Source organism: Desulfovibrio faecalis (genome assembly GCF_053570625.1).
The window spans coordinates 1684839-1711147 of sequence record NZ_JBRBQR010000001.1; the positions used below are offsets into that span (position 1 = coordinate 1684839).

General features: G+C 56.1%; 25 protein-coding genes and 2 tRNA genes. 10 read left to right on the forward strand and 17 right to left on the reverse strand.

Annotated features, from left to right (window positions below; all coding sequences use genetic code 11):
- Positions 1 to 2: 2 nt before the first annotated feature.
- Positions 3 to 284, reverse strand: coding sequence for a hypothetical protein (locus ACUZ79_RS07515; protein ID WP_449251201.1), 282 nt, complete (start codon positions 282 to 284; stop codon positions 3 to 5).
- Between the two features lie 133 nt (positions 285 to 417).
- Between ACUZ79_RS07515 and ACUZ79_RS07520 the strand changes: the two genes are divergently transcribed.
- Complete coding sequence (locus ACUZ79_RS07520; RefSeq protein ID WP_096152604.1) at positions 418 to 1653, forward strand: ISL3 family transposase; 1236 nt, start codon at positions 418 to 420, stop codon at positions 1651 to 1653.
- A 73-nt stretch (positions 1654 to 1726) separates the two neighbouring features.
- Here ACUZ79_RS07520 and ACUZ79_RS07525 read toward each other — a convergent pair whose 3' ends face one another.
- The 3 genes from ACUZ79_RS07525 to ACUZ79_RS07535 all read right to left on the reverse strand — a co-directional run bounded on the left by ACUZ79_RS07525 (position 1727) and on the right by ACUZ79_RS07535 (position 5791).
- The gene (locus ACUZ79_RS07525) at positions 1727 to 3508 is read right to left on the reverse strand and encodes a MobA/MobL family protein (protein ID WP_449251202.1); all 1782 of its coding nucleotides are present in this window, start codon (positions 3506 to 3508) and stop codon (positions 1727 to 1729) included.
- A gap of 234 nt (positions 3509 to 3742) precedes the next feature.
- Positions 3743 to 5017: a hypothetical protein gene (locus ACUZ79_RS07530; protein ID WP_449251203.1), complete on the reverse strand. Its 1275-nt coding sequence runs from the start codon at positions 5015 to 5017 to the stop codon at positions 3743 to 3745.
- Positions 5018 to 5083: 66 nt separating this feature from the next.
- On the reverse strand, positions 5084 to 5791 hold the full coding sequence (locus tag ACUZ79_RS07535) for a metallophosphoesterase family protein (protein ID WP_449251204.1): 708 nt from the start codon (positions 5789 to 5791) through the stop codon (positions 5084 to 5086).
- A gap of 290 nt (positions 5792 to 6081) precedes the next feature.
- On the opposite strand from ACUZ79_RS07535, the gene ACUZ79_RS07540 reads away from it, so the two are divergent.
- On the forward strand, positions 6082 to 7356 hold the full coding sequence (locus ACUZ79_RS07540; protein WP_449251205.1) for a tyrosine-type recombinase/integrase: 1275 nt from the start codon (positions 6082 to 6084) through the stop codon (positions 7354 to 7356).
- A gap of 136 nt (positions 7357 to 7492) precedes the next feature.
- Here the strand turns inward: ACUZ79_RS07540 and ACUZ79_RS07545 are convergent.
- Positions 7493 to 7569, reverse strand: a tRNA-Glu gene (locus tag ACUZ79_RS07545).
- A gap of 10 nt (positions 7570 to 7579) precedes the next feature.
- A tRNA-Gln gene (locus ACUZ79_RS07550) sits at positions 7580 to 7654 on the reverse strand.
- A 433-nt stretch (positions 7655 to 8087) separates the two neighbouring features.
- Here ACUZ79_RS07550 and ACUZ79_RS07555 point away from each other — a divergent pair.
- The 4 genes from ACUZ79_RS07555 to ACUZ79_RS07570 all read left to right on the forward strand — a co-directional run bounded on the left by ACUZ79_RS07555 (position 8088) and on the right by ACUZ79_RS07570 (position 10642).
- Positions 8088 to 9527 (forward strand): putative sulfate exporter family transporter, encoded by a 1440-nt coding sequence (locus tag ACUZ79_RS07555; protein ID WP_192112979.1) that lies wholly within the window; start codon positions 8088 to 8090, stop codon positions 9525 to 9527.
- Between the two features lie 20 nt (positions 9528 to 9547).
- The gene (locus ACUZ79_RS07560; RefSeq protein WP_240825084.1) at positions 9548 to 9712 is read left to right on the forward strand and encodes a bacteriocin-type signal sequence; all 165 of its coding nucleotides are present in this window, start codon (positions 9548 to 9550) and stop codon (positions 9710 to 9712) included.
- 265 nt (positions 9713 to 9977) lie between these two features.
- On the forward strand, positions 9978 to 10208 hold the full coding sequence (locus ACUZ79_RS07565) for a hypothetical protein (protein ID WP_449251206.1): 231 nt from the start codon (positions 9978 to 9980) through the stop codon (positions 10206 to 10208).
- Positions 10208 to 10642, forward strand: coding sequence for a DUF523 domain-containing protein (locus tag ACUZ79_RS07570; protein WP_449251207.1), 435 nt, complete (start codon positions 10208 to 10210; stop codon positions 10640 to 10642). The genes ACUZ79_RS07565 and ACUZ79_RS07570 overlap by 1 nt, the downstream gene beginning before the upstream one ends.
- 233 nt (positions 10643 to 10875) lie before the next feature.
- Here the strand turns inward: ACUZ79_RS07570 and ACUZ79_RS07575 are convergent, their stop codons facing one another.
- The 3 genes from ACUZ79_RS07575 to ACUZ79_RS07585 form a co-directional block, all read right to left on the reverse strand.
- On the reverse strand, positions 10876 to 11367 hold the full coding sequence (locus tag ACUZ79_RS07575; RefSeq protein ID WP_022660005.1) for a HyaD/HybD family hydrogenase maturation endopeptidase: 492 nt from the start codon (positions 11365 to 11367) through the stop codon (positions 10876 to 10878).
- A 230-nt stretch (positions 11368 to 11597) separates the two neighbouring features.
- Complete coding sequence (locus ACUZ79_RS07580; RefSeq protein WP_240825080.1) at positions 11598 to 13277, reverse strand: nickel-dependent hydrogenase large subunit; 1680 nt, start codon at positions 13275 to 13277, stop codon at positions 11598 to 11600.
- Between the two features lie 8 nt (positions 13278 to 13285).
- A complete protein-coding gene (locus tag ACUZ79_RS07585; RefSeq protein ID WP_192112984.1) occupies positions 13286 to 14233 on the reverse strand; it encodes a hydrogenase small subunit in 948 nt (315 codons plus the stop codon).
- A gap of 438 nt (positions 14234 to 14671) precedes the next feature.
- On the opposite strand from ACUZ79_RS07585, the gene ACUZ79_RS07590 reads away from it, so the two are divergent.
- Entirely contained in the window at positions 14672 to 15934 is a 1263-nt protein-coding gene (locus tag ACUZ79_RS07590; RefSeq protein ID WP_240825079.1) for an O-acetylhomoserine aminocarboxypropyltransferase/cysteine synthase family protein, read from the forward strand.
- A 531-nt stretch (positions 15935 to 16465) separates the two neighbouring features.
- Here ACUZ79_RS07590 and ACUZ79_RS07595 read toward each other — a convergent pair.
- From ACUZ79_RS07595 to greA, 3 genes are all read right to left on the reverse strand, one after another.
- Positions 16466 to 17311: a D-alanyl-D-alanine carboxypeptidase family protein gene (locus ACUZ79_RS07595; protein WP_449251208.1), complete on the reverse strand. Its 846-nt coding sequence runs from the start codon at positions 17309 to 17311 to the stop codon at positions 16466 to 16468.
- Positions 17312 to 17435: 124 nt separating this feature from the next.
- Positions 17436 to 18542: an AI-2E family transporter gene (locus tag ACUZ79_RS07600; RefSeq protein WP_449251209.1), complete on the reverse strand. Its 1107-nt coding sequence runs from the start codon at positions 18540 to 18542 to the stop codon at positions 17436 to 17438.
- Between the two features lie 369 nt (positions 18543 to 18911).
- Positions 18912 to 19400: a transcription elongation factor GreA gene (gene greA, locus ACUZ79_RS07605; RefSeq protein ID WP_022660011.1), complete on the reverse strand. Its 489-nt coding sequence runs from the start codon at positions 19398 to 19400 to the stop codon at positions 18912 to 18914.
- A gap of 381 nt (positions 19401 to 19781) precedes the next feature.
- Between greA and ACUZ79_RS07610 the strand changes: the two genes are divergently transcribed.
- Positions 19782 to 21344, forward strand: coding sequence for a lysylphosphatidylglycerol synthetase family protein (locus ACUZ79_RS07610; RefSeq protein ID WP_449251210.1), 1563 nt, complete (start codon positions 19782 to 19784; stop codon positions 21342 to 21344).
- 173 nt (positions 21345 to 21517) lie between these two features.
- On the opposite strand, the gene ACUZ79_RS07615 is transcribed toward ACUZ79_RS07610, so the two are convergent.
- The 5 genes from ACUZ79_RS07615 to pyrR form a co-directional block, all read right to left on the reverse strand.
- Positions 21518 to 22420 carry an NAD(P)H-hydrate dehydratase gene (locus ACUZ79_RS07615; protein ID WP_449251211.1) on the reverse strand — a complete coding sequence of 301 codons (903 nt, stop codon included), beginning with the start codon at positions 22418 to 22420 and terminating at the stop codon, positions 21518 to 21520.
- A complete protein-coding gene (locus ACUZ79_RS07620) occupies positions 22408 to 23034 on the reverse strand; it encodes a DUF3343 domain-containing protein (RefSeq protein WP_449251212.1) in 627 nt (208 codons plus the stop codon). The genes ACUZ79_RS07615 and ACUZ79_RS07620 overlap by 13 nt, the downstream gene beginning before the upstream one ends.
- Positions 23035 to 23188: 154 nt before the next feature.
- On the reverse strand, positions 23189 to 23407 hold the full coding sequence (locus tag ACUZ79_RS07625; RefSeq protein ID WP_240825068.1) for a sulfurtransferase TusA family protein: 219 nt from the start codon (positions 23405 to 23407) through the stop codon (positions 23189 to 23191).
- Positions 23407 to 24501, reverse strand: a complete 1095-nt coding sequence (gene yedE, locus ACUZ79_RS07630) for a YedE family putative selenium transporter (protein WP_449251213.1) — start codon at positions 24499 to 24501, stop codon at positions 23407 to 23409. Before yedE ends, ACUZ79_RS07625 begins: the two co-directional genes overlap by 1 nt.
- A 363-nt stretch (positions 24502 to 24864) precedes the next feature.
- Positions 24865 to 25401 carry a bifunctional pyr operon transcriptional regulator/uracil phosphoribosyltransferase PyrR gene (gene pyrR, locus ACUZ79_RS07635; RefSeq protein ID WP_449251214.1) on the reverse strand — a complete coding sequence of 179 codons (537 nt, stop codon included), beginning with the start codon at positions 25399 to 25401 and terminating at the stop codon, positions 24865 to 24867.
- Positions 25402 to 25526: 125 nt separating this feature from the next.
- On the opposite strand from pyrR, the gene ACUZ79_RS07640 reads away from it, so the two are divergent.
- Positions 25527 to 25853: an IscA/HesB family protein gene (locus tag ACUZ79_RS07640; RefSeq protein WP_215647805.1), complete on the forward strand. Its 327-nt coding sequence runs from the start codon at positions 25527 to 25529 to the stop codon at positions 25851 to 25853.
- Between the two features lie 104 nt (positions 25854 to 25957).
- Positions 25958 to 26275, forward strand: coding sequence for an IscA/HesB family protein (locus tag ACUZ79_RS07645; RefSeq protein ID WP_215647804.1), 318 nt, complete (start codon positions 25958 to 25960; stop codon positions 26273 to 26275).
- Positions 26276 to 26309 lie beyond the last annotated feature (34 nt).

Sequence of the window (26309 nt, forward strand, 5' to 3'; positions counted from 1 at the left end):
AGTCATTTGTCAGTATTATCATTTTGATAATTTTTCTCAATAGTTGCCATTTCATCATCCAGTCGGGCAAAGCCTGCAAGAGCGCGGCTCAGGTTCCTGTCCTTGAGAAATTCTCGAGCGGCAGAGATAAGGCGTTCTCTGTGTTCAGGGACGGCGTTTCGGTATCTGCTTTCAACCATGATGCCCCAGGCAATAAGTTGTCCGGTACGCTCCTTGCGGGCCTCTTTGTTCAGCGCTGCTGCCTTTTGAGCCAGCTTCTGCTTTTGGCGTTGCAGGCTGAGCATTTTTTCCGCGAGAGTTTTACGGTGCGCCTCGGAGGGAGTGAAGCTCCTGGGCACCGTCTGATTGTCTTTATCCAGGCTCTTCCGGGTTTTCCGTGGGTAGCTGATCTGCTAATGTCCTTCCCGGAGGGCACCAATGAAGGATACGGACCTATATTTTCGGATTCTCGGGCTGACCGAGCCCTGGTTTGTTGAGGCTGTTGAACTGGACACGGCGGAAGGTCGGGTAGACATCCGCGTGGAGCATGGTCCTGGTGTTCGCTGGTTTTGCCCTACTTGTGGTCGAGAGCTGGCTTGCCGCGACCATGCCGAGCCTCGTGTCTGGCGCCATCTGGACACGTGCCAGTTCAAGACGTTCCTGCATGCTCGGATTCCCCGAGTGGACTGCCCCGAGCATGGCGTCCTTCAGGTCAACGTGCCTTGGGCCGAGTCCAAGGCACGTTTCACCATATTGATGGAGCGATTGATCATCGACGTGCTGACCGAGTGCGCCACCGTAACAGGAGCGCGGCGCATCCTGCGCATCACCTGGGACGAAGCATGGGGTGTCATGGAAAGGGCGGTGCGCCGGGGCCGGGAGCGCAAGCAATCGAATCCCTCGCGGTATCTTGGCGTTGACGAGAAGGCATTCCGCAAGGGGCACGACTATGTGACCGTGGTTTGTGATCTGATCGGCAGCACGGTGGAGTATGTGGCCGACGAGCGTAAGGCCGAAAGCCTTGAGGGGTACTACCTTCAGTTCACCAAGGCGCAGTTGGAGCGGATCAAGGCCGTGGCCATGGACATGTGGGAGCCCTATTTTAAAGCTACGCTCAAACATGTGCCGGACGCGGCGGGGAAAATCGTTCACGATCGGTTCCACGTCATGAAACACGTAGGCGAGGCTGTGGACCGGGTACGCAAGCAAGAGCACCGCGAACTCACAAGTCAGGATGACCATCGACTCAAGGGCACGAAATTCCTCTGGCTATACCGGGAGGAGAATCTGCCGGACAAACACCGGCCAGCCCTGGAGGCCTTGAAGACAGCGAACCTCAAGGTGGCCAAGGCCTGGGCCATGAAGGAAAGCCTGAACGACGTCTGGAAGTACCTGAGCACGGGATGGGCCAGACGTTTTGTGAAGCGATGGCTGGTCTGGGTGAACAGGTCAGATCTTGCCCCAATGCGCAAAGTGGGCGGACTGATTCAGAGACATCTTGAGAACATCCTGACCTTCTGCCGCCACAGGATCACCAACGGCGTGGCCGAGGGCCTCAACAGCAAGATCATGGCCATCAAGAGGAAGGCTTGCGGTTATAGGAACCGGGAGCATTTCAAGACAGCCATCTACTTCTTCTGTGGCGGTCTAAACCTCTACCCGGCCAGTTCCTGACAGGGGTTACCCACGGAAAACCCGGAAGAACCTTTATCCATAGGTATCTCCTGTGTATTTGTTGGTTGCGTCGCTACGTCGGCTCAAAATCAGTTGCAGCATCGCCAGAATTGTCTGATACGGCCTCAGGATAGTCCGGCCCAGAGGGTTCCGGCGCATCGAGATTTATCCGAATCACACCATTGTGCTCTGCCCGTTGGGGCGGTTCAGGATTCTCCAAGCTCATTCTATGTATGCCGGGGCTGTGTAAGGGCAGAATCCGGTGCGCACCTTGCTCATCCGTAGTTTTTGTTGCGCTATGCTGGGCAAGCCATTGTTCTAAGAACAGGGCATCCAGCCTGTCAGTAGCCTCAAAAATTTCACGGACCACGGAGCCGCATTCAACACAGACGTTTAGACAGGACGCCTTGAGTTGTTTGAGGCGTGTTTTCTCCAGGTAGTCCTGAATATACTGAATGTTGCTGCGATCAACAGCCGACAGAATTTCCTGTTGAATATTATGGCTGACCGAAATGATGCTCGCGGTTTTTTCAGCAAGGGCACTTAAGCGTGATGAAGGATGGGGTGTGGAGATCAAGTGCGCCTGATGGATTGCCTGCGCGTTGACCCTATCCACAGCATGAAGAATTTCCCTGATAACAGATCCGCATTCCATCATGACTTCGGTGCTGCGCTTCTTAAGAAGGTGCACTTGGTGCTGGCGAATGCTGTGTTCAAGGCAGCGCAAGTTTGCTGCCTCAACCAGAGCATGAATATCCGCTTGAATTCTTCCGGAGGCCCTGACACAATGTTGTGTCAGAGCCTCCAGGGCCGCTAGCCGTTCTGTTTGGGCTGTAAGGGCTGCAGAAGCCGGACATCCGTCTTCAACTGCGCATGGTCTTGCTCCAGTGCTTCCAGACGTGCCACCAGATTCTGCACCGAATGAGATGGCGGAACTGCTCCCTTGCCCATATTTTGTAGTTGAGCTTCTACCTCCAGCAATTCTTTGTGAACCATATCCACCAGTGCCAAGGCCTGCCCCCAATCGTTGTTTGCTTCCTCCTTCACCAGTTTTTTCAAATAAGCTGCTATGCGGGGTTGCATATTCGTCAATTCTCGTTGAACGTTCTCTGCTACTTTCGCTTCCCAAATATCTGACATTTTCAATCTCCTTTTGTAGTTGTATGATGCTAGAATTATTGCCCTGAATGGCCCGGTTGAGTACGCCGCGCTCTGTTTCCAAACCCCGGCGAGTCATTGTTGTTGCCGCAGACCCCACATGTATCTGCGGCAATAGGTCAACTCCCTGATCTTTAAAGGAGCGGTGATCGATTGTTTCTCCATAAAATTGGAGATACTCGTTGCAGAAATCCGCCCATTTTTCACGAACGTGCAGAAGATGTGTCGTCCGCGTTTTCAGGTCGTCGAGCTCTCGCGTTTTTGCGCCCAGCGTCCCCTCCTGCGAATAGCAGCGAGTCGTGAACAATACGTGGATGTGAGGATTTTCCTGCAGGTCATTTTTGTCCTTTCTGTGCATGCAGCAATCCACTGCCACCTGATATTCCTGAGCAAGCCAGCGGCAAAATTTGGCCGTAAGCTTGAACCGCTCCTCCTTGTTCAACTCCACAGGAATGGCCATATCCATTTCGCGAGCCAGGGTGGAGTTTTTGCGTTTTTCAGTGTTCTCCGCCAACAGCCACAAGTCTTGTCTGCTGATAGTGGGACAACCCTCAGGCACAAAAATCTCTCGCGCCACCACCCCTTGCTTGCGCCGAAAATCGAATACACGCCCATCGGCAGCCGTCAGACGAGACGCTGCCCTGTAAGCAGCGGCAGCTACCGCGCTTCTTCCGTCAGCGCGGCTGATGGTCTGCATATGAAGATGATAAATCGCCACAGCCTACCCCGGGCAGTCCTTGTGCATTTCGCATTGGGGGGTCGAGGGGCGCAGCCCCCGCGCACGCAAACCGCGAAGCGTGTTTGCATAAGTGCGCCCTTGCGGGATTTTCATCAGTAAAGATAATTTGTGGGTATAAAAAAACACGGTGACCTCCGTAGATCACCGTGTACGAAAAAATCAGAATGAAATGAGACTGGAAAAATTTCCCGGTTACATATCTACAGGGAGGGACGGATACAATTCCTCATAGATTGCCAGCCATGCCTCCGCGTGGGCCATCACCGGAAGAAAATAACGGATGTCGTTAGTCCATGCTGTAATCCATCGTTCATAGGTGGCTGCGGTTTGAACATCAGCGCTAGAATCTAAGGGCATCATGGCCTCAATTATAGCCTTAAGAGACTCAAGTGGGCATCCCTGCTGCCGCAGAAACCTGGCCACATGAGGCAATGCCTCCCAGAAGCCATCAGTAAAAACTGGGTCCCCGCAGATGGGCCAAACGCTTTGTGGCGGTTCGTACTCCCACCAACTCCAGTGATCCAAGCGAATCTGAATGATTTTTTCATCATACGGGAAAAATTTGGTTAAAGCAGCCAACAAGCGGCTTCGTGAAGAATGGGCATAGCGAAGTTTTCTAGTAACCGCCAAGGCTCGCTCATATGCCTTTTTTCTTGCTGGTCTCTCAGCAGCCTTCTCATAAAGATGAACATGGCATCGTGCTTTATCTTTCTTTTTTGCGTTGGAAGTATCTGCCACGCGCCAGCATAAGGAGCAGGTTGTAATTTGAGAGATCGGATATTTCTTTCTTCCTTCGTATCGGATAATCTGCAAAGCCATCAATGCATCGTAAAGATTGTCTGTATCGTGTATATTTCTGGCACTGTTTTCACTTGCATCCTTGGGAACTAATAGGGTGACATATTCAATGAGCGCAGCCCAAGAGTCGACCCTTGCAAAAATATCCTCCTGCAATACCTGATGTAAAATTTCTATTTGAGAAGGGGTAACGGATCTTTTCTTCTCCAGCTTTTTCATTCGCATTTCGCATAGGGAAAAGAGAGTTTCTACGAATTCTGGGTTGTATTCATATTTTTCAAACAACCGCTCAAGATTCAGTCTGTAATGAGTCCGAATGTACGGTAATATTTCTCGAAAGCTTCTGTTTTCAAGTTCATGATAGAGGGCCAAACAATTAACTTCACCAAAGTATTCAGTAGCCCATGTTTCTTTTTTAGCTCGATCTTTAAGAATTTTTTGCAATTCATTTTCTTCAGAAGAAAGGGATCTGCCGGAAAATGCTGCATCCCATGCTTTGGACATGGCATTCCAGGTAAGCTTCTTGCACTCAAAAAGAGTATATAATTCAATGAGATCTTCCTTCGCCATAATGGAAGAAAAGAACTGCTGGCAATACTTAAAAGCATTGTAAACTGTATTTCGCTCAATTCGGTCACAGGCTTCTTTTATGTCTTCGACTTCCCACATTAGTACATCTCGCAAGCCATCTGTTATACCTCAATTTAATGTCGACGATCTCTCAGATGATTATGTTCATACTTCGTACACAGCATACCCATCTTTGTTGATCTCATCTTTCCACTTGTGGCTGTGCCCGCAATCAAGAGCTTGAATTCGACAATTTTTTATCATGCTGCTGAATGCGATATGGTAGTGGGCACAGAACCATTGTTTTGGACGATAGCGTTGTAGCACCTTATCCAACACATCCCGTGAAGGATCGTGACATTTTTCTACATTCAGCAGAGGAGGAAGCTTCAGGGAAGCGGGAGCAGCGTGAGAAATTACTATATCTACGGATGGGATGTCTGGAAAATGCGCAAAATCGTTTTCAGTCAGAATTTCCTCTGGGAACCAATCATGACCGGGGGTGCGCATGTCCTTATCTACGCTACAGGCTCCTCCGGCAAAAAGTACGACATGACCGTTCGGCAAAGTAATCAAAGAGCCGCGTGGTTGATAAAATACACCTTCTCCCACCTCAAGATTTGCCATCGTCGATTCGCATAGTTTTCGCAATTTAGGGTGGTTTTCATGATTGCCGTCACAGAAGTGGATGGGCACGACTTGTCCGGCATCTGTCTTAAAGCCAGAGGCCAATCTCTCTACATTTCTCCCTGGCCAAATACCAAAATCGCCGCACTGGAGCACCAATTGCGGCTCAAAGCGCTTGATGAAGGCATCGAGGACAGTAAAATATCCGTGAATGTCACCAATAATAAGAATTGGACGCCTGTTCATCACCATTACCCTATAAAGCCGTCACTTGTAGGGGGGAGGGAAATTCTTGCAGTCTCTTTTTTATCATCTGGCATGGCATTGGATTTTTATTAAGGAAAATACAGGAATCCTGATGAAAAGCCAATTGCCCCCATCTCCAAGCCACCTGGGCCGTATTCTCACAGCAAGAGAAGTCGCTGCGATCTTCCGCCTTGATGTGCGAACGGTCAGGCGGTATTATACAGCGTTCGGGGGTGTGCGGATTGGGCACGCTCTAAGGTTCCTTGAAAATCGCATATTGGAGATATTCAATGGCAACCTTCACGAGCAAGAAGAAGGGCTCCCCCAAGCGTTGGAAAGGACAGGTCTGGTTTCAGGGCAGAATGGCAGCGGTAAAATGGTTTGGCAGCAGCAAGGCCGACGAGAGGAATGCCATAGCGTGGGAAGTAACCACCAGGAAGCAACTGGAGGAAGAAGCCGCGACTGCGCCGGAAAAAGTGACCCCTTTGGTCTCCGAGCCCCAACGGGTGACGATTCTTGAGTGGGGAACGGCCTACCTTGAAGAATGCCAGCGGCGCAACACCCTGGCAACCTTCAAAGAGAAACGTGACGGCTTTCGGCGGTTCATCCGCTACCTTGAGCAAACCAAGGGACTGTCACCAGATGATACAGTTGAATCCTTCGACAGGAAAAAGGCCCGCAAGTATCTTGCCTGGCAGCATGACCAGCGCGGCCCCAACTGCTCCAACAAAGACCGTAAAATTCTGACCACCGCCTGGAAGTGGGGCGCAGCGTACCTCGACCACTTTCCGCTGGATATGCCGGATTCGTTTCTGGCCTGCCAGCGGTATGCGGAAATACGGGTTCCTCGTTACATTCCACCGGAAGAGGATTTCTGGAAGGTCTACGAGGCGGCTCCAGAACGTGAGAAGGCCATGCTGACCTGCTTTCTCAACCTCGCAGCGCGCAAGGGCGAGCTGCTTAAGTTGACTTGGCAGGATGTGGATTTTGAGCGCGGCACCGTTGTGCTGACAACGCGCAAAACCCGCACAGGCACGGCCAAACGTGACGAAATGCCCATGAATGAGGACGTGCGCACTACCATGCTCTGGCTGTGGCAATACCGCCAGGGCAAAGGAAACCATGTGTTCACCTGCCCGGTTGAGCCGTACGTCGGGCAACCCTATAAAACGGCAGCCCACGTGATGAAAAGGCTTTGTGCAAAGGCCCAGGTGAAACCATTTGGGTTTCATGCCATCAGGCATCTGGCTGCCACCATTCTGGCCCAGGAGGGCAAGAGCCTCTTTGCCATCCAGCACGCCCTGCGGCATGAAAAGCAGACGACCACGGACAGGTATCTGCACAGCCTTGGAGCATTCGCGGAAGTTTCGGATGCCCTGAGCGCATTGGCAAGCCGTGGCCCTGCAAGTTGTCACCCCTTTCCTGCCCCTTCCGCGCTTTCGCGGAAAAAGGATTCTTTTACAAGTGAAAATGGAGAGAAGCAGGGGGGAGGGGCAAAGGCAGGCGTGGTTCGCCTCAATCAGGGACTGGTTTCCGGTAAACTCATCCCAACTGGAACGGAGTAGAAAACATGATTCAGGCTTTCTTATCTGGAAACGAAAAAAGGCTGCACTTAAGTGCAGCCTTTTTCAAAACTAACCCCCAGGGCTAGCCCCCTGTGGGTATCTGGTGAGGTTTTGACTATAACCTCTTGGAATCAATTGGCGTCCCCAAGGGGATTTGAACCCCTGTCGACGGCGTGAAAGGCCGTTGTCCTGGGCCGGCTAGACGATGGGGACGCAGTGTTGTTGGCTGGGCTGCAAGGACTCGAACCTTGATTAACGGAGTCAGAATCCGTCGTCCTGCCAATTGAACGACAGCCCAACGCGAGAAACGTGTATATGTGAAACTGCCGGGTAGTGTCAACAGAAAATTTGAAAAAAATGTTAGAGCCTGCATTTTTACGCTCTGCCGCCCACCTTCAATGATGTTTTGGGGGTAGGCATGTGAATAGAGGGGCGAGGAGGTGTGCGCTTTTTTAGCTTTACCCGCTGGCGAAACAGCTCTGGTACTTGATGACTGATTGTTAAACTTTGGACTTAAGCTTGACAATATCTTGCATAACGGTATGTTTTTCCACGTGCGCCAATGGTCGGCAGACCGCAAAATTGGTGCTGCAAGTATCGGTTTCCAGCTGTTTCCGCGGCAAGACGCCTCATGAAGACTGCTCTGTTCTTTATGGAACAAGGTGGTCTGTGCGGCGTAGGTGCGGCTGGAGTTTGTTTGTTTAGCTTAACCTGTACGGAGGAGTTTGGGTATGGCATCAACAAAAGCCTATAATGAAGACAAAGTAGCCCTGCTTATCGGCTGCTTCATCTTCTTGCTGGCGCTGGGCAAGTTCGCTGGCCTGGATCTGCTGGGCTGGGGCCTCAAAATGGGCATGTGGGTTAACAGCCCGCTTGATTGCTGGAAATCGGCATCTAAAGGCATGTTGCCTGGCGTGGGGGCTCTGATCGCCAGCTATGTGTTCATTGCCGCCGTCATGTCTGTGGGCATCAAGCTCATGAAAGGCAACATCGGCAAGTTCCTTTACGGTTTTACCTGCATTTTCTTCATTGCCATCGCCTGCTACACTGTTGGCGCCAACGCCTACATTGCAGCCAACCCCACGGAAATCGCCAAGCAGGGCATCACATGGTCGCTTGGTCTGAGCACAGAGGCTGGCCTTATTGTGGCCTTGGTCATGGGTATTCTGCTGGGCAACCTTACGCCTGGTTTTGCTGAATCCCTGCGCGAAGCCTGCCGTCCCGAACTTTTCGTCAAAATCGCCATCGTTATTCTTGGTGCTGAGCTTGGCGTGAAGGCCGCCGACGCCGCTGGCTTTGCCGGTCACGTTATTTTCCGAGGCCTGTGCGCCATTGTTGAAGCTTACTTGCTGTACTGGTCCGTTGTTTACTACGTGGCCCGCAAGTACTTCAAGTTCAATAAGGAATGGGCCGCTCCCCTTGCTTCGGGCATTTCCATCTGCGGCGTCTCAGCGGCCATCGCCACCGGCGGCGCCATCCGCGCCCGGCCTGTGGTGCCGATCATGGTGTCCTCGCTGGTCGTGGTGTTCACCTGCATCGAAATGCTGATCCTGCCCTTTATCGCGCAGCACTTCCTGTACACCGAACCCATGGTGGCCGGTGGCTGGATGGGCCTTGCCGTTAAGTCTGACGGCGGCGCTATCGCCAGCGGCGCCATCACTGAATCCCTGATTCTTTCCAAGATGGCTGGCCTCGGCACCAAGTGGGAGCCAGGCTGGGTCGTGATGGTGACCACCACCGTCAAAATCTTCATCGATATGTTCATCGGCGTATGGGCCCTGGTCCTCGCCTACATCTGGACTGCCAAGTTCGACAAAACCCGTGGCGAACGCACCATGACCTGGAGCGACGTTATGGATCGTTTCCCCCGCTTCGTGCTGGGGTACCTTGGCACCTTCCTGATCCTGCTGTTCTTCTGCCTGTCTTCGCCTGAACTGCACAAGCTCGGCAAGTCCATGGCCGGCGCCCTCAACGGCTTCCGCGTCATGTTCTTCCTGCTGACCTTCTTCAGCATTGGTCTGGTGTCCAACTTCCGCAAGCTGAAGGAAGAAGGCATTGGCCGTCTGGCAGTTGTGTACATCGTGTGCCTGTTCGGCTTCATCATCTGGGTGGGCCTGTTCATTTCTTATGCCTTCTTCCACGGCATGACCCCGCCTGTGATGGCTGGCTAGTCCAATATACGGAGTAAGTTATGGAAACGAAAAGCGAAGTTAAGCTTCACGAAGAAATCGAGAAGATGGAATACGAACCGCTGGACCCCGTTGAACTCAAGCTCGTTCACTGGAGCTGGGGCATCGGCGTGGCTCTGCTGGTTGTGCTCTTTGTCATCAGCAAGTTCGTCATGACCACGCACTAGACGTGCCTGACGCCCATTGATATGAACGCCGGGGAGGGTTTCCTCCCCGGCGCTCTTGTGTGCTGCGGGCAATGACGTTGTTTGGCACCTGTAAGGTCTGCTTGTACTTGATCTGTTGCCGCCATTGAGGTGCGCGGTCAGTATGCGCCTCGGCGCGGTATCCCCGTTGCAGGCCATGAACACCCGTTTGTAACGCGGCCGTTGCCCAAGACGTGATAACCGTTTGTCCGGCATCTGCTGGCGAAACTGTGCGAAGGATAAGGCTATGCCGCATTATCATCTGCGCTTTATGAAAGGCCCCAATTATACGCTGAATCTGGAATTTGAGTCTGTTGTGGAGGCATCTTCCTTTGAGGAAGCCTTGAAGCCCCACACTGACTGGCCCATAACCGAAAGTTATGACCACGCCACGGCCACGGCCTGGAATCCCGGCACCTGCATGTATTATCAGGAAATGTGGGAAGCGGCCCTGCTGCCCGAAGGTGAAAGCAAGTAATGACTCCGCGCTACATAGTCAGCGCCTGTCTGGCTGGTGAGCGCTGCCGCTATGACGGCGGCGACAATACCTGTGAGCTCGTGGTGCGGCTGGTGGAAGAAGGCAGGGCAGTGTCTGTCTGTCCGGAGGTTCTGGGCGGGCTTGAAACGCCGCGCAGCCCCTGCGAACGGCTGGGCAACCGCGTTGTGAACCGTGACGGGCAAGACGTGACGGATGCTTTTGAGCGTGGCGCAGCCCTTGCTGTGGACCTTGCGCGCAAGAATGCCTGCACCGCCGCAATTATAAAGAGCCGCTCTCCGTCCTGCGGATTTGACCGCATTTATGATGGCAGCTTCAGCCACACGTTTTGTGCGGGGGATGGCGTGTGGGCAGAGATGCTGCGCGCCGAGGGCTTTGCCCTGTTCAGCGAACTCTCGCTCCCAGACGAGTTCTGATGAATTCTGATGGACAGCAATCAAAAGTTGCTTGTGCGACAAAGCCGGGCGCGAGTCGGAAATTTCCGAAAACGCGCCCGGCTTGTTTTATTTATGTGGCACAAAGCGCTGCTTTGCAGCCTGCCGTGATGCAGACAATCAGAGCGTCAAGCTCTCGCGGACGCGATAGGTTCTCGCGCCTGCGTGGCGGCTCAGCCTCAAATACGCGCAGAACGCCTTTGTAGCGAATTTTTTCAGGCGACAGGCTGTGCGGTGGCGATGCCGCGCTCTGCAAGGGCAGCAACCACCTTGGTGCAAAATTCCGGCAGCAGTTTTTCGGCTTCCGGGGTCAGCCCCACCTGCATGGTGTGGTAGTCAAAAGGCTGCAGGCCAAAAACAACGGCCTGCACATCATGCCCGGCCATGCTGCACGTGATCAGCGTATCCAGAAGATCTGTCTGGTGCATGGAATCGCGGAAGCTCAGGCTTTTGCGCAGGTCTTCGCCTTCCAGCATATAGATGGTGCCGGGTTTTTCCGGCCCAAGCACCACGTCAAGAACCACCAGCGTATCGCAATCCATCAGCGTGGACATAAGCAAAAGGCCTTGTGTGCCGCCGTCTTCAAGGCGAACATTTTCCGGCCATGTGTATTTGGCCTGCAAATATTCCACGGCGCGTACGCCGAAGCCTTCGTCTGTCAGCAATATGTTGCCGACGCCCATAATCATTATTCTTTTTTGTTCCACGTTGGCGCTCTCATGTGGGGGTTGCTGCCAGTTTGCGCAAGGCATCCCAGGTGGATGCAATGCCGCATATCTGTTCAGTATGCCAAAATATTCTTCTCTGGTCTACGCTGTTCACGCAACTGTATTGCAGGCTGCTCGAAGATTGTGCTGCTGCGCTCTGCCTCATAATAAAAAAGGGCGGGGAAGCCCCGCCCTTTTCAATGCCAATTTACTGCGTGTTCAGCGCGCTGCTACAGCACCTTGAACTTGTGCACTTCGTTGGTTTCTCCATCGATAACATGCACGGCGCAGGCGATGCAGGGGTCGAAGGAGTGGATGGTGCGCAGGATTTCAACCGGGCGCTTGGGATCGGCCACAGGGGTGCCGACAAGCGCATGCTCGGCAGCACCCATAACGCCCTTGGCGTCCCGGGGTCCGAGGTTCCAGGTGGTGGGCACCACGAGCTGGAAGTTGCCGATCTTGCCTTCTTCAATGCGGATCCAGTGCGAAAGACCGCCACGGGGGGCATCCAGGAAGCCCACGCCCTTGGCATTGGCAGGAACAGCGTAGTCTTCGACGATCTGCTTGTCCTTGGCAATGTTGTTTTCGTACTCGTTGAGCCAGTTTTCGGTCTGCTGGGCGATAACCAGAGTCTGGATACCACGGGCAGCAGTACGGCCCAGGGTGGAGAACAGGGCTTCGGGGCCAACGTTCAGGGCCTTCAGCACGCCGTCAACCGCAGGCTTGATGGTCTTGTGGTTCTGACCGTAGGCCACCAGCACCTGAGCGAGGGGGCCGGTTTCCATGGACTGACCCGCGTAGCGGGGAGCCTTGAGCCAGGAATAACGGTCAGTATCGCCCATCTTGGTGAAGAAGGGTTTGGTTTCGCCTTCGTAGGGGGTGCGGGCCTTGTCGCCTTCGTACCAGCTGTGGCGCACGTGTTCTTCGATCTTGGAAGGATCAAAGGGCTGCACCGAGCCGATCTTGCGGTCATAGATGACGCCGGGCTTGTACCAGCGGCTGTTGAGGTCGCGTTCGCCGCCAGCAGCGGGGAATTCGCCAAACGCCATGAAGTTGTCGGTGCCGCCAATGGCCGCCCAGTCCTTGTACTGACCAGCAACCATGAGCAGGTCGGGAATGTAGACCTGTTCAATGAAGGTGCGGGCCTTCTTGTACAATTCGCGGAATTCCTTGATGCGCTGGGGCGACAAGGCTTCGTAGCAGGTCACGCCGCCAGCCACGGTGAACTGGGTGTGCGGGTTTTTGGCGCCGAACACGGCCATGCCCTTGGCAATTTCCACCTGGGCGCGCAGGGCTTCCAGATAGTGGGCGGTGGCGACCAGGTTGGCTTCCGGCTCCAGGTAGTAGCTCGGGTGGCCGCCCAGGAAGTAGGCGTTGGTGAAGGGGCCAAGCTGGCCGCTTTCGATAAAGGTCTTCAGTTTGGCCTGCACGGCGGCAAAGTCTTCTGCCTTGGCCGGACGCGGCGAAATGGACTGGGCCAGCTTGGCTGCCTTGGCCGGGTCGGCCTGCAGGGCATTTGCCACGTCCACAAAGTCGAGGGCGTGCAGGTGATAGAAGTGCACCACGTGGTCATGCATGAACTGCATGGCCATGACGAGGTTGCGGATATAGGTGGCGTTGGCCGGAATGGGCTTGTTGATAGCGTCTTCAAGCGCGCGGGTGGAAGCAAGGGCGTGCGTGTAGGTGCAGACGCCGCATGTGCGCTGGGTGAAGTGTTGGGCATCACGCGGATCGCGGCCCTTCAGGATGACTTCAAGGCCACGGTAAAGTGTGCCGCAGCTGCGGGCGTCCTTGATTTTGCCGCCTTCAACTTCAACTTCAATACGCAGATGCCCTTCGATGCGGGTCAGCGGGTCCACCACAATGGGCCCGGTGTAGCTGCTCTGGGGCGTTTGTTTGATCTGGCTCATGATTCCCCCTAGTTCTGGTAGAACGGCGACATTTCGTCCCAGAAACCGGGTTCGCTGCAACCAATGCAGGGATGCCCGGCAGCCACCGGCCAGTTGGTCTCATTGAAGAGAACCTTGGGACAGTTGTTGTACGTCTGCGGGCCTTTGCAGCCCACTTCGTAAAGGCACCAGCCCTTGCGCGCTTCTTCCGAATTGAAGGAAGGCGCAAACTCGCCGGCGTCGAAGTGCTTGCGGCGTTCGCAAAGGTCATGCACGCTCTGACCAAAGAACATGAGCGGGCGGCCCAGTTCGTCCAGTTCAATCTTCTGGCCCTGCAAGAAGGCCACAAGTGCGCCGACCATATTGAGGGGGTTGGGGGGGCAGCCGGGAATATTGATGCCCTTGACGCCCAGGCTGGCAAAGCATTCGTTCACGCCCTTGGCGCCGGTGGGGTTCGGCTTGGCAGCCTGAACGCCGCCGTAGCAGGCACAGGTGCCGATGTTGACCACGGCCTTGGCCTTGGGCAGAATTTCTTTGCAGATGTCGTACATGGTATGACCGCCAATGTAGCCATACTTGTTGTCCATGCCCGTAGGAATGGCGCCTTCGACCATACAGACAAAGCCATTGGGATTTTCCACGGCGGCATGCAGGGCCTGTTCGGCGGCTTCGCCAGCGGCGGCCATGATGGTTTCGTGGTAGTCAAGAGAGATGGTGTCAAGAATGACGGCATCAATAAAGGGTTTGTAAGTGCGCAGCAGCGCTTCGGAACAGCCCGTGCATTCAGCGGCGTGCAAATACACCACTGAAGGACGACGTCCGGTCAGCGCAGCGGCCACCTCGGAGGCGAACGAGGGGCCAAAGCCCATCGTCACCGCCACCGCCGTGCAGAATTTCATGAAGTCACGGCGGCTTATGCCCTGGCGCTCTAAACGCTCTTCTCCGCCTTTTTTGCCCAGACCCACGGCAATACGCATAATAGCCTCCTGGCAAAAGTGAGTGAAAGGCTTTGCTCGGCCCCGCCACAGGGCCCGCTTGCGGCGCAACAAAATTGCGCCAACTCCGCATCAAGACAGCGGCGCTACAACGTACGAAAGGCCGCTCTTTTTGCGGCGCTGTCAGCAAACAAAAATCAGAAACTCGGGCAGTGCGTCACAGAGCGTATTGTCATGGCTATCCCCAGAATGCCTCACGCCACAGGGCGACCACCTGCTTCTTAGAATCCTATACTTCTACATGCAAACGGTCAATAGGAAGGAACTTTTTTTGCTTTCTCTTCATCAGCCGTACAGGAAATTTCTCAGGCAGGCTTGGTGGTTGCCTCGCCCCTTTGCTTGCGCTACGGTGCCTGAATCGCACGGCATTGCAGCCGGGAACATGCGACAAATTCCAACACAAGCACAGCAGAGGACGGCATGAAAACGGAATCTCTTTGTCTGCACGCGGGCTATGAACCGGGCAATGGCGAACCCCGCGTTCTGCCCATAGTGCAGAGCACGACCTTTAAGTACGCCACCACCGCCGAAGTGGCGAAGCTTTTTGATCTTGCCGAAGCGGGCTTTTTTTACTCCCGCCTTGGCAACCCCACGGTTGACGCCGTGGAGCAGAAAATTGCCGCTCTTGAAGGCGGCGTTGGCGCGCTGTGCACCTCGTCCGGTCAGGCGGCAAGCATGCTGTCCCTGCTCAATGTGGCCCAGAGCGGCGACCATGTGGTAAGCGCCGCCAGCATTTACGGCGGCACGTTCAACCTTTTTGCCGTTACCCTCAAAAAGCTGGGCATTGAAGTCACCTTTGTGGATCAAACCGCCTCCGAGGCCGAGCTGGAAGAGGCCTTCCGCCCCAACACGCGCGCCGTGTTCGGCGAAACGCTCTCCAACCCCTCCATGGATGTGCTGGATATTGAACGCTTTGCCAAGCTGGCCCACAGGCACAGGCTGCCCCTGATCATCGACAATACCTTTGCCACGCCCGTGCTTTGCCGCCCCTTTGAATTCGGGGCCGACATCGTAGTTCATTCCACCACCAAATATATGGACGGCCACGCCCTTCAGGTGGGCGGCGTCATCGTGGACAGCGGCAACTTTGACTGGGCCTCCGGCAAGTTTCCCGAATTTACCGAACCCGATCCTTCCTACCACGGCCTCGTGTATTCCCAGGCCTTTGGCAAGGCCGCTTACATCGTCAAGGCGCGCGTGCAGCTCATGCGCGATATGGGCTGCTGCCAGAGCCCTCAGGGCGCGTTCTACATCAATCAGGGCCTCGAAACCCTGCCCCTGCGCATGGAACGCCACTGCCGCAACGCCGAAGCCGTCGCCGCCTATCTGGAAAAGCATCCCGCCGTGGAATCCGTCAATTATCCGCGCCTGCCCGGCCACCCGCAAAAAGCCCTGGCCGACAAGTACATGCCCAATGGGTGCAGCGGCGTCATCTCCCTCTCCCTCAAAGGCGGACGGGAAGCCGGCGCGCGTTTTATCGACAGCCTTAAAATGATATCCCTCCAGGTTCACGTGGCCGACATCCGCACCTGCGTTCTCCATCCCGCCAGCTCCACCCACCGCCAGCTGACCGATGATCAGCTGCGCGAAGCCGGTATTACCCCCGGCATGGTGCGCCTCTCTGTGGGCGTTGAGCATGTGGATGATATTATCGCCGATCTGGAGCAAGCTCTGGGGCGCTAGGGTCTTTTTGACCGCTGACTGCGTCAGGCGGTTTTTCTGCTTGGGTCATGCACGTCTGTGTGCACTCCCCGCGCAGAAAAACCGCCTTTCTTGTCAGCGCCCAAAAATCCACCTAGCGCCTGTGTCTTTGTCTTAGAGGGCAAGGGTGAACCTGCTTAACTGCGTCAGGCGGGCTTTCTGCTTGGGTCATGCACGTGTCTATGTGCGCTCCCCGCGCAGAGAATCCGCCTTTCTTGTCAACAGCCAAAAATTCTCTTAGCGCGGGGAACTGTGCAGGGCGGGAAGCAGTCTGCGCATGACTGCTGTAGACTGCGTCAGACGGATTTTCTGTTTGGGGCATGTACGTCTGTGGCCCCTGCGTGGCCGCATTCATGGCTGCATCATTTTATATATCCCTTGTTCGATACTAAGCAGCAATGCGTGGCGCACTGGCGTACCAAAAATAAAAAGGTCGTGGAAATCGGCCAGATATCCGGCCAGTTTCTCACAACCTCTTTACTACAAAACTATCTTGAATCTTTGAGATTTTTTTTAGCGTCTGTAGCCCATGGCGCGCCGGATTTTCTTTGGGTCGCCGCCGCCGTCAAAGCCTGCTTCGATCAGCCGTGTTGCCATGGCATCCCTGGCATTGCGGCTTGTGCCGCCCATAACCACAGCCAGGATGCGGGTATTGCCGCGCTGGGCTGTAACAATAAGATTGTAGCCCGAAGCCACAGTCCAGCCTGTTTTAAGGCCATTGACGCCGCGCACAGAGCCGAGCAGCGCGTTTGTATTGGCCATTTGTCTGTTCCTGTGAGTAAAAACGCGGGTGCTGTGAAATTTTTGCGCGCCGGGGTGGGCGCGAAGGTAGGCGCGGGTCAGGCTGGCAATATCGCGGGGGGTGGAGCGCTGCCCTGCGGCGGGCAGCCCTGTGGGATTCTTGAATTCCGTGCGGTTCAAGCCCAGCCCTTTGGCTTTTTGATTCATGGCGCGCACGAACTGTCGCTCGTTGCCAGCCACACGCAGGGCAAGCGCCGTAATGGCGTCATTGCCGGATGCAACGGCAGCGCCGGTGAGCAGTTGCCTGACCGCCACGCGCTCCCCGTTGCGGAGGTGCATGGACGAGCCGCCCACGGTGGACGCGGCAGGCGTGATGCGGATTTTTTCGTCAAGGCTCAACCGGTTGGCGCTGACGGCATCCATGGTCAGGAACATGGACATCACCTTGGTGAGCGATGCAGGCGGGATGGACATGTCTGCGTTTTTTTCAAAAAGCACTTTGCCAGTATCCATGTTGACCAGAATAGCCGCGCGCACGCCTCTGGCTGCACGAGATTCTGTTGCACCTGAAAGCAGCGTGACGCATACGGCGCAAAAAAGGATGCTGAATACCGCCATGCGCCGCAAGCATCTCAGAGCTGACGGCGCAAACCCCGCACTGCGAGGGGTGGCGTCTTGCGGAAGTTTGCCGGGCTGATCCCCGGGGGCAAGCCTGCCAAAACCGGAATGTATGGTGTCTATCTTATCCATTGTGCCTATAGGTGCGGTTGCCTTCTTCCACTGCCTGAATGGCAAAAGCCAGCAGCACAGGACCCACAATTAGGCCTACCGGCCCAAAGCTCGCCAGACCGCAAAGAATGGCGATGATCAATACAAAGAACGGGGCCTTGATGCCCTGCTGCAAAAAGAGCGGACGCAGAATGTTGTCCACGCCAGCCACCACCACAACGCCCCAAAGGGCCAGGCCCACAGCGGCCATGCTGTTGCCCGTGAACCAGAGCGAAAGGCAAAGCGGCACCCACACTATGGCCGTGCCAATGGCGGGAATGGGAGCCACGAGCGTGGCAAGCAGGCCCCAGAATGCTGGCTGGCGTACCCCTGCAAAAGCAAAGGCAATGCCGCACAAAATGCCCTGCGCCGCAGCCACCAGCACAATGCCCAGCAGAATACCTCGCAATGCCCGGTGGATGGCAGCCGTAAAGCGGCAGAGCATTGCTTGGGGTATGTGGAATATCCTGCCGGAAATTTTGCGGATGTGGCGGGCATAGGTGGTAAAGATCACCGTGAGCGTAAAGAACAAAAAGCTTGTCCACAGCACTGTCATGGTGCCGCCGAGAAAGTCCATGCTTCGGCTCAAAAGCAGGCTCATGGCATCGCCAAAAAACGCATCCAGTTTTTGCAGAAAGTCGCTGACCATCTTTTCTGCGCGCGGATATTCTGCAAGGCTTAGCCGCCATTGCTGAATATTGGCCACCCACTCGGGCGGCAACTGAAAATTGTTGGCTTGCAGCTCGCGCAGGCGCGCAAAACCAGCCGCCGCCTGGGGCGTCACCAGCAGGGCGAGCATGGCAATGGGAATTAATATGGAAGAGAGGAGAGTGGTTATGTAAGCATAGAGGGGCAGGCTGCTTGAAAGACTAAGCCGGAATTTGCGCCAGCGGGGGCCGCTCCGGGTTTTTTCAAGGCGTTTGCGCCACATCCGGCCCTTCATTTGTAGTGTCCGGTAAAGCGGCAACGAAAGGCATGACAGACAGGCCGCCATGAATATGGTCACCGGATTGTGCCAGAGCAGCATATACAGCGCGAGCGCGGCTAAGAGGTAGAGCAGACGCGGCAGCGTTAAAGTCATGGTAAGCCTTGGGTTATGTGGGCGCGGCTTTTTGACCAGCGCCGGAACGTTGGAACGCGCAAGAGTAGCAAAAGCGGGCGGGGTCTGCCAAGAGGCGCAAAGGTATAAATACGCCCGCGCGGGTCAGGGCTGGCAGCCGTGTGGCATATGCCAGTGCGCCATCACGGCGCAACGGCCCGCCCGGAAAGTTTTTGTCAGGCGCGCCCCGCCGCCCTGCGGTTGTGCAGAGAGGCCGGAGCGCGCCATATAGTCACACTGCGGTATGTTTGCGCGTTGACGCGCTGCGGAAAATACGTCTGGGATAAAACCGTTGCCGCGAAGCCAGAAAGGCGCGGCGTCGGCTGGTGGAGACCAGGGCAGCCCTCGGCCCTAGTTCAACACGTTGCTGCCTTTAAAGCTGATGTTGATCACTTCATAGGTAACGCGGCCACGCGGAATATCCACGGTCACTTCATCGCCTACTTCGCGGCCCAGCAGGGCCTGACCCACAGGGGAAAGGAACGAGATGGAACCCTTGGCGGGGTCGGCCTCATCGGGGCCGAGAATGGTGAAGGAGCGTGCTTCGCCGCTGTCCACATCCTCAACCTCAACCGTGGAACCAAAGATGACCTTGTCGCCCTTCAGGGAATCAAGATCAACGACCTGATAGAGCGCCATGCGGGATTCAATGTATTTGATGCGGGCTTCAGCCATGCCCTGACGTTCCCGCGCGGCGTCGTACCCGGCGTTTTCTCGCAGGTCGCCTTCTTCACGGGCTTCTTTGATGGCCTGGATGATGGCGGGCCGTTCGCTCTTCAGGCGGGCCAGTTCGTCTTCCAGCTTTTTGTAGCCTTGCACGGAAATGGGGATGCTTGTCATGGTTGCCATAATCTGACCTCACAAACGAAAAAAAAGCGCCGCTGCCCAGGCAGCGGAGCAAGCAATGGGGGGTATTTTCCGAAAAAAGGCTGCACGGGCCGCAGTGACTGTGCGCTAAACCCGGCTGTGTTAACCGGGTAATTATCCGTAACAGCAAGTTCACCCTACCTACTGGGCGCAAAACGGTCAAGCCCAGAAGCGCGCGGGCTGGGGAAGACATAATGTCATGTAATCGACATGAGGTTCAGGCTTGCGCGGCAGTGAGCCAGCGTATATGTTGGAGCTGCGCCCAACGCGGCAGGCGCTTGCGCCAGCACGGAAGAGCTGCGTAAAACGCTTGGTTTGAGCGTCATATAACAACTGTATGAACAACGGCAGACTATGAAAAAATATTTGCGTTATCTTGGGTCGGTGCTTGTCACGGCGGTGTTTTTTCTGGCTGTGTACCTTTTGTACCATAAGCTTAAAAGTTACAGCATAGCCCAGATTCGCGAAAGTATAAGCCAGATATCGCACGGGCGGATTCTCTGCTCGTTGCTGCTGATGGTGGTCAATTACATCATTCTTGTGGGCTACGACTGGCTGGCGCTCAAGGCCATTCACAAAACCCTGCCTTTGCCCCGCGTGGGGCTTGTTTCATTTGTGGGGCAGGCTGTGAGCTACAACTTTGGCGCGCTGCTGGGCGGTACCAGCGTGCGTTACCGGTTTTATTCGGCCTGGGGTTTTTCGCTGGCAGAGATTGTGCGTCTGGTGCTGATGCTGGCGGTTACATTCTGGGTTGGCGCACTGGGGCTGTGCGGGTTGATTTTTATCATAAGCCCGCCTGTCATTCCTGATGATCTGCTGGCAAAAATGCCCATGACAGACGTGCGCATTCTGGGCGTGGTGCTGCTGCTTATTGCCTGCTCCTACCTGATTTTATGCTGTACCGTGCGCAAGCCCGTACACCTGTTTGGCAAGGAATTTGTCTTTCCGCCGCCGCATATCGCCTTTGCTCAGGCCATTGTGGCCGGGGTGGACATTATCGCCGCAGCGGGCTGCATGTACGTGTTGCTGCCCGGCAACATGGGCATATCGTTTCTTGATTTTCTGCCAAGCTACCTCATGGCCCAGGTGGCAGTGGTGCTTACGCACATCCCCGGCGGGGTTGGCGTTTTTGAGCTTGTCATTCTGCACCTTACCCATACAACACAGGCGCAGGCCGTGTTTGCGGCGGTGCTGCTGTTCCGCATCATTTACTTTATCATTCCGTTGCTGGCAGCCGCATTGCTGCTGGCTGTTTACGAGGTGCGCCAACGAAGCGACATGCTGCGCGAAACTGGCCGCTGGCTTTCTGTACTCTCGCACTCCATTTCTGCCTATATGGTTTTTGCAGCGGGCGTGATTCTGCTTGTCTGCGCCATGCTGCCGCCAGGTAAGCACATGCTGCACGCTCTGCGCAGCATGATTCCTTATGAGGCGCTGGCTGTGGGGCATTTTCTTACGGCTATTTCGGGCGCCATGCTGCTCTTTGTTTCATACGGGCTTGAGCGGCGGCAGTCGCGCGGATTCCAGCTGGCGGTGCTGTGTCTGTGTCTGGGGATTGCGGGAGCATTGCTCAACGGTTTTTCGTGGATCACCGCATCCATGGTCAGTATTGTGCTGCTGACTGTATGCATGGCCCGGCGGCGTTTTTACCGCTCGTCCTTTTTCTGGGAAGAACCCATCCCCGGTTACTGGCTGTTCGGTGCATTGGGTGTGCTGGCTTTGATGGCGTTCATTGCCTGGGCGCTTTATCATCCCTCCTGGAATAAAGCCGCTGCCTGGGGTTTTGACCGCCCGCATATGGCCGCGCAAACATTGCTTGATTTTCTTGGCATTGCCGTGGGGCTGGCAGCTGGCTGGCTGTGGCGCGTTGCCTTGCGGTTACGCGCCCGGCGGCAAAAGGCCGTGCATCACGGGTAGCGCGCTGAACGCCTATCGTTATTGCAGAGCGTTTTATTAAAGAAGAGGCCTTCCGTGCTTACGGAGGGCCTCTTCTTTGTAAACGGGCTTGCTGGGTCTGCTGATCCGGCGGGTAGGGGCTGCACTTGTCTGCACGAGTCTGATCACGCGCGGGCTGAGCCTTGCGGCGCGGACTAGATGGATGCGGCAGAAAGAGTGGTCGGCCACACTGAGCGCGCACCGCGCATGGCTTCTGGCAGCATTTCAATCAGTTCGCCAATCTGGGTGCCGGGGTTGGGCGCGCAGACTTGCGCCAGCAGGCGCGCCATGCGGGCCGCCGCCGTGCAGGCCTCGTCCATTGCCGCGCCGCCGCACAAGAACGCCGTTGCAAGCCCTGTCACCAGATCGCCCGTGCCGCCAATGCATTCCATGGCCGGAACCGAGGGCGCGTCCACCGTGGCGATTACGCGGCCATCCACAACTATGTAATCTTTTGATCCCTTGATAATCAGATTTTTTGGGCAGTTGCCATGCTCAAGAGCGCGTTGCAAAAGCGGCGGCACGTCATCCTCGCGAGCCAGCAGAAAACCCCGCGTATAAAAGGGGTGGGGGGCTTTTTCATCTGCCAGAAAGGCCAGCTCGCCCAGATCCGGCGTAAAAAGATCATAGGCATCGGCATAACCGCTCATTTTCGCCACATACATAAAGCCCGCATCTGCAACCATTATTGGCGGCACGGCAAGGGCCTGAGCGGCCATGAGCACCCGGTTGTGCCAATCTTGATCAGGGAAAAGATAGTGAAAGGTCAGCCCTGCTGGGGCAATGCCTGTCAGATTCTGTTCCAGCCATGCGTAAATGGCGCGGCTGCCCGCGCCGGAACCAGGGTCGCCCGCCAGCAGCAGACGCGGCGGCGCAATGCCCAGTTCCTTGCAGGCAAGAATGGCTGTGGCGGCAAGGGCCGCAGTGCCTCGCTGCACAGGTACGGCCTGGCCATCCGGCAGGAGGAGCAGCCCGCCTGCAACCGTGCTTTCGGCCTCAAGACCAGCAGGGCAGAGGGCAAAATCCGGGTCGGGCAAGGTCCCTGCTATGCACCACATGCGACTTGCCTCCGCAGTTCTTCAAAGGCCTTTTGCAGGCTGTAGCAGCAGAGGGTCTGCCCCAGGGACAGGGGTTCCGGGGCTTCATCAAGGCGCAGGCCGCACAGCCGATGCGCCACCCACGGCACATCAGGGCAGCCGCCGCCTGAAATATTCACAATGCGTCCGTCAGCAGCATCAAGGGTAATTTTCATATTGGCGGCGCGTACCATCAGCCAGCGGTCATCCAGATGTTTTATCTGAAACAGGGACACAGGCTCCAGCAGCACATCGTGGGCGCTGACCACCTGACGGGGCTCAAGACCTTCCCGCTCCAGAACATCCAGAACGCGCGCCTGACTCACCAGTTCAAAAACCACCACCATGTCGCACCCTGTGCGCAGTTCCGGCGGCGGCCCCTTTACTTCCACATCCAACCCGGCCTTGCACAGCAGGCGCTCGGCGCGGATAACCTCGCCAGTGTGGTCAAAAACCAGCAGACCTCGGTCGTTGCAACCGCGTTTGCCGCCGCCGCGAGCATCCATATCCGAATCTTTGCCGCCGGGAGAAAACAGGCCGCGCAGTTTTTGCGCAAAGCCCTGCAGCAGGCTGCTCTGGGAACTGTTCTGCGTCATGATTTCTCCCGATACGTCTGGCTTGCCGGATATGTTGCAGCACTCGTGCCGAGGGCTGGGGAATTGCAGCTTGCAGTCATCATTGACAGACCAAGGCGACAGCGGCGGCGCGGGCGTTTTGCTCACCCGCGCCACCAGTTCGCCAATCCGACTGTTAATCCTTGCGGATGTCTATGCGCGTTATGCCTTCGCCCTCTTCAGTGGTGCTGACGGCAAATCCCCGGTTGCGGGCAGCGCGGCTGACATTTTCAAGGCTGGCGTCGTTATCCACCAATACGCTGAAAGGCCCCTGTTCATCGGCCTTGGCAGCGGTAAGAAACATGAGTACGGGCTGCGGGCAGGAAAGCCCTCGGGTGTCGATGGTGGTAGACATTACGCACCTCTCTTGCAGTTGAAAAATCCGATGCACAGGCAGATGGCAAGACCGGCAAGGGTGGCTGCCATGCCGTGAGGGCCGACCCCTGCGGGGCTGGAGGCCAAGCCGAAGTTATGGGCAACAGCGGTGCCAACGATCAGGCCAACGGCAAATACAGCGGCGTCGTTGTCGCCCTCGCCAGCCATAAAGAGCTGACGGCCAGGGCAGCCGCCCGCCAGCGCAAAGGCCAGACCGGCAGTAGCCATGCCGAGGAAGTTCCAGAGGTTGTCGGGCTGGGCGATAGGCTGGTTTTCAAAGCCGGGCTTGAACGCGCCGAAATACAGGTTCAGAACAAGGGCCGCGCCCAGCATGGCCAGAAATCCCAGTGCCAGATGCCATTGCTTGAACAGCATCACGTCGCGCAGGGCTCCCATGGTGCAGAAGCGGCTGCGCTGGGCCAGAAAGCCCACTATCAGCCCCACGCCAATGGAGAGTATAAAGGGTGCATGCTGTGCGCCGGGCCCTTTGACGGAATAGAAGAGTACGCCGCTCTGCGGCTGTTCTGCCACCTGCGGATTGAGCAGATACAGGGCCACGAAGGAAAGCATGATGCCGGGCAGCACCAGACCGGAAATTTTGCTCTGGCCCTGACTGCGACCAAGTGAAAAGCCCATGCGGAAAAAAATGGTGCCAATGCCCACGCCGCAGATCAGGCCCGCAAGGGCAAAGAGTGCAAAGGCGTCGCCGCCAGCCAGGCGCAGAATAACTCGCCAGGGGCAACCCAGAAAGACCAGCGCGCCAATACCCGCTATGCCCCCAAGCAAAAAGCGGGTGATGGGGGCCGAGCCGCCGCGCGGCTTGTATTCGCCAAAGGCCAGCGCCGCGCCGAATGCGCCAAGCACCATGCCCATGATTTCGGGCCGCAGGTACTGCACGACGGCAGCGCGGTGAAAGCCCAGAGCGCCAGCGATATCGCGGTTAAAGCAGACCACGCAGATGCCCATGTTGCCGGGATTGCCCATTTGCTGGAGCAATACGGCAAGCACGCCGAACACAAGCCCGGTGGCAATGATGCCTGTTGTGGTGGAGAAAAAGTTGAAGCCTGGTTTCATGAAATCCTCCTTTTTGGGCCACAGGCCCGTGGCGAAGCCGATGTATGAAACGGCAGCGCGAACGGAGGATTTGTCGGGTCAGTGGTGCAGGGCAGAGAAGCCATGCGCCAGCCCCAAACCGGACCGCCGTTCGCGTAAGCTCCACAACGTGAAGCTCCTTGCTGTGCGTCAGGTTTTGCGCTTGGGCATGGTTTCCTCTGTTCTGTATTTGCTGCCGCCCGATGGGGGGCGGCACGTCAGCGTGGTGAATGAATTCTGTTCCTGTGCGCGGTTTATGACTCGGCAAAGCCCTGTTGAGGCTCTTTCCGGGCCGGGCAGTTTGTAGGGCCGTGCCTGCCGCTGGGGCAATCTTTCGCGTCTGTTTTACGATGCGGTGGTCAGGTTCACGCTGTCTTCGCCGTCGCGCTCGGCGAGCATGACGTCCACGTGTTCCTGCCTGCTGGTATTGATGACGCGGCCCACATAATCCGCATGGATGGGCAGCTCGCGGTGACCACGGTCGATAAGGGTCAGCAGTTCCACGCAGCGGGGGCGGCCGTAGTCGAGCAGGGCCTCGAGGGCGGCGCGGATGGTGCGCCCGGTGTAAAGCACATCGTCAATCAGGATGATAACCTTTTCGTCCACGCTTTCGGTAATGCGGGACTGCCCGATGCTGGGCTTGCCCACAAGGCTTGTCCAGTCATCGCGGTACAGATTGATATCCAGGGTTCCGAGGGGGATGACGCGGTCAAGGCGCGTTTGCAGCAGGACAGCTATGCGCCGGGCCAGGTCTGCGCCGCGCCGTTCGATGCCCACAAGCATCACATCCTGGCATGCCGCGTGGCGTTCAAGTATCTGCGAGGCGAGGCGTTCAAGTACGCGCGCCATTTCGTCTTTTTCCAGTAACCGGGTCGTGGACATGGTTCCTCCAAGGGTGGATATGCCCGTCATTCTAGCTGTTTTCGGCTTTAAAGAAAAGCCCTGCGGTAATTGACAAGCCCCACGCATGACCTTAGTTAGTAAAACACTCGAATCATGGAGGACGTATGATCGAATTGACCGACAGCGCCCGTAAGGAACTGGATTCGTTCTTTACCGGCAAGAAAAAGGATCCCATCCGGGTCTACATGACCGCAGGTTGAGGCGGCCCGCGCCTTGCCCTGGCTCTGGATGAGCCTAACGACCAGGATCAAACCGAGGAACAGGCCGGCTACACCTTCTGCATCAACAGTGCTCTTCTGTCAGAAGTGCAGGGTGTAAAAATTGATTTAACCTACATGGGCTTTGCGGTTGAACCCGTAGTGCCCTTCGCTTCTGAAGGCAACAGCGGTGGTTGCAGCAGCTGCTCGAGCGGCTGCGGCAGCAACGCGTAAGGCGGGGTGGTTTCCCGCTGGCCGGACGAAGCAGGCCAGCCTGTTTTTCGTTACTCTACCATATAATATACATATCGAGCGTATCGAAAAACATCGGAGGAACCATGCTTGAACTGACCGAAAGCGCCCAGAAGGAACTGGCGGCCTTTTTTGAAGGTAAGGAAAAAAGCACCATTCGCGTTTACCTCGCCCCCGGCGGGTGCAGCGGGCCCCATCTGGCCCTTGCCCTGGACGCCGCGACGGATGAAGATATGAGCGAAGATCAGGGCGGATTCACCTTCTGCATCAACAAGGAGCTTCTTGCTCAGGTTGAAGGCGTGAAGATTGATCTTTCCTACGCGGGTTTCACAGTTGAACCCACGGTGCCCCTGCCCCAGACGGGCGGTGGTTGCAGCAGCTGCGGCGGCGGCTGCGGACACTAGAAGCAAATGACTTGCAAACCTGGCGGTGGCCTCC

Excerpts from the sequence above, each read along its gene's own strand:
- ACUZ79_RS07530 (WP_449251203.1), bottom strand. The coding sequence starts at position 5,017 with ATGTGGGAAGTCGAAGACATAAAAGAAGCCTGTGACCGAATTGAGCGA.
- ACUZ79_RS07520 (WP_096152604.1), top strand. The coding sequence starts at position 418 with ATGAAGGATACGGACCTATATTTTCGGATTCTCGGGCTGACCGAGCCC.
- ACUZ79_RS07645 (WP_215647804.1), top strand. The coding sequence starts at position 25,958 with ATGCTTGAACTGACCGAAAGCGCCCAGAAGGAACTGGCGGCCTTTTTT.
- ACUZ79_RS07580 (WP_240825080.1), bottom strand. The coding sequence starts at position 13,277 with ATGAGCCAGATCAAACAAACGCCCCAGAGCAGCTACACCGGGCCCATT.
- ACUZ79_RS07625 (WP_240825068.1), bottom strand. The coding sequence starts at position 23,407 with ATGTCTACCACCATCGACACCCGAGGGCTTTCCTGCCCGCAGCCCGTA.
- yedE (WP_449251213.1), bottom strand. The coding sequence starts at position 24,501 with ATGAAACCAGGCTTCAACTTTTTCTCCACCACAACAGGCATCATTGCC.
- ACUZ79_RS07525 (WP_449251202.1), bottom strand. The coding sequence starts at position 3,508 with ATGCAGACCATCAGCCGCGCTGACGGAAGAAGCGCGGTAGCTGCCGCT.
- ACUZ79_RS07535 (WP_449251204.1), bottom strand. The coding sequence starts at position 5,791 with ATGAACAGGCGTCCAATTCTTATTATTGGTGACATTCACGGATATTTT.
- ACUZ79_RS07595 (WP_449251208.1), bottom strand. The coding sequence starts at position 17,311 with ATGGCGGTATTCAGCATCCTTTTTTGCGCCGTATGCGTCACGCTGCTT.
- ACUZ79_RS07560 (WP_240825084.1), top strand. The coding sequence starts at position 9,548 with ATGGAAACGAAAAGCGAAGTTAAGCTTCACGAAGAAATCGAGAAGATG.
- ACUZ79_RS07590 (WP_240825079.1), top strand. The coding sequence starts at position 14,672 with ATGAAAACGGAATCTCTTTGTCTGCACGCGGGCTATGAACCGGGCAAT.
- ACUZ79_RS07570 (WP_449251207.1), top strand. The coding sequence starts at position 10,208 with ATGACTCCGCGCTACATAGTCAGCGCCTGTCTGGCTGGTGAGCGCTGC.
- ACUZ79_RS07515 (WP_449251201.1), bottom strand. The coding sequence starts at position 284 with ATGCTCAGCCTGCAACGCCAAAAGCAGAAGCTGGCTCAAAAGGCAGCA.
- ACUZ79_RS07620 (WP_449251212.1), bottom strand. The coding sequence starts at position 23,034 with ATGACGCAGAACAGTTCCCAGAGCAGCCTGCTGCAGGGCTTTGCGCAA.
- ACUZ79_RS07540 (WP_449251205.1), top strand. The coding sequence starts at position 6,082 with ATGGCAACCTTCACGAGCAAGAAGAAGGGCTCCCCCAAGCGTTGGAAA.
- greA (WP_022660011.1), bottom strand. The coding sequence starts at position 19,400 with ATGACAAGCATCCCCATTTCCGTGCAAGGCTACAAAAAGCTGGAAGAC.
- ACUZ79_RS07565 (WP_449251206.1), top strand. The coding sequence starts at position 9,978 with ATGCCGCATTATCATCTGCGCTTTATGAAAGGCCCCAATTATACGCTG.
- ACUZ79_RS07615 (WP_449251211.1), bottom strand. The coding sequence starts at position 22,420 with ATGTGGTGCATAGCAGGGACCTTGCCCGACCCGGATTTTGCCCTCTGC.
- ACUZ79_RS07610 (WP_449251210.1), top strand. The coding sequence starts at position 19,782 with ATGAAAAAATATTTGCGTTATCTTGGGTCGGTGCTTGTCACGGCGGTG.
- pyrR (WP_449251214.1), bottom strand. The coding sequence starts at position 25,401 with ATGTCCACGACCCGGTTACTGGAAAAAGACGAAATGGCGCGCGTACTT.
- ACUZ79_RS07555 (WP_192112979.1), top strand. The coding sequence starts at position 8,088 with ATGGCATCAACAAAAGCCTATAATGAAGACAAAGTAGCCCTGCTTATC.
- ACUZ79_RS07585 (WP_192112984.1), bottom strand. The coding sequence starts at position 14,233 with ATGCGTATTGCCGTGGGTCTGGGCAAAAAAGGCGGAGAAGAGCGTTTA.
- ACUZ79_RS07600 (WP_449251209.1), bottom strand. The coding sequence starts at position 18,542 with ATGACTTTAACGCTGCCGCGTCTGCTCTACCTCTTAGCCGCGCTCGCG.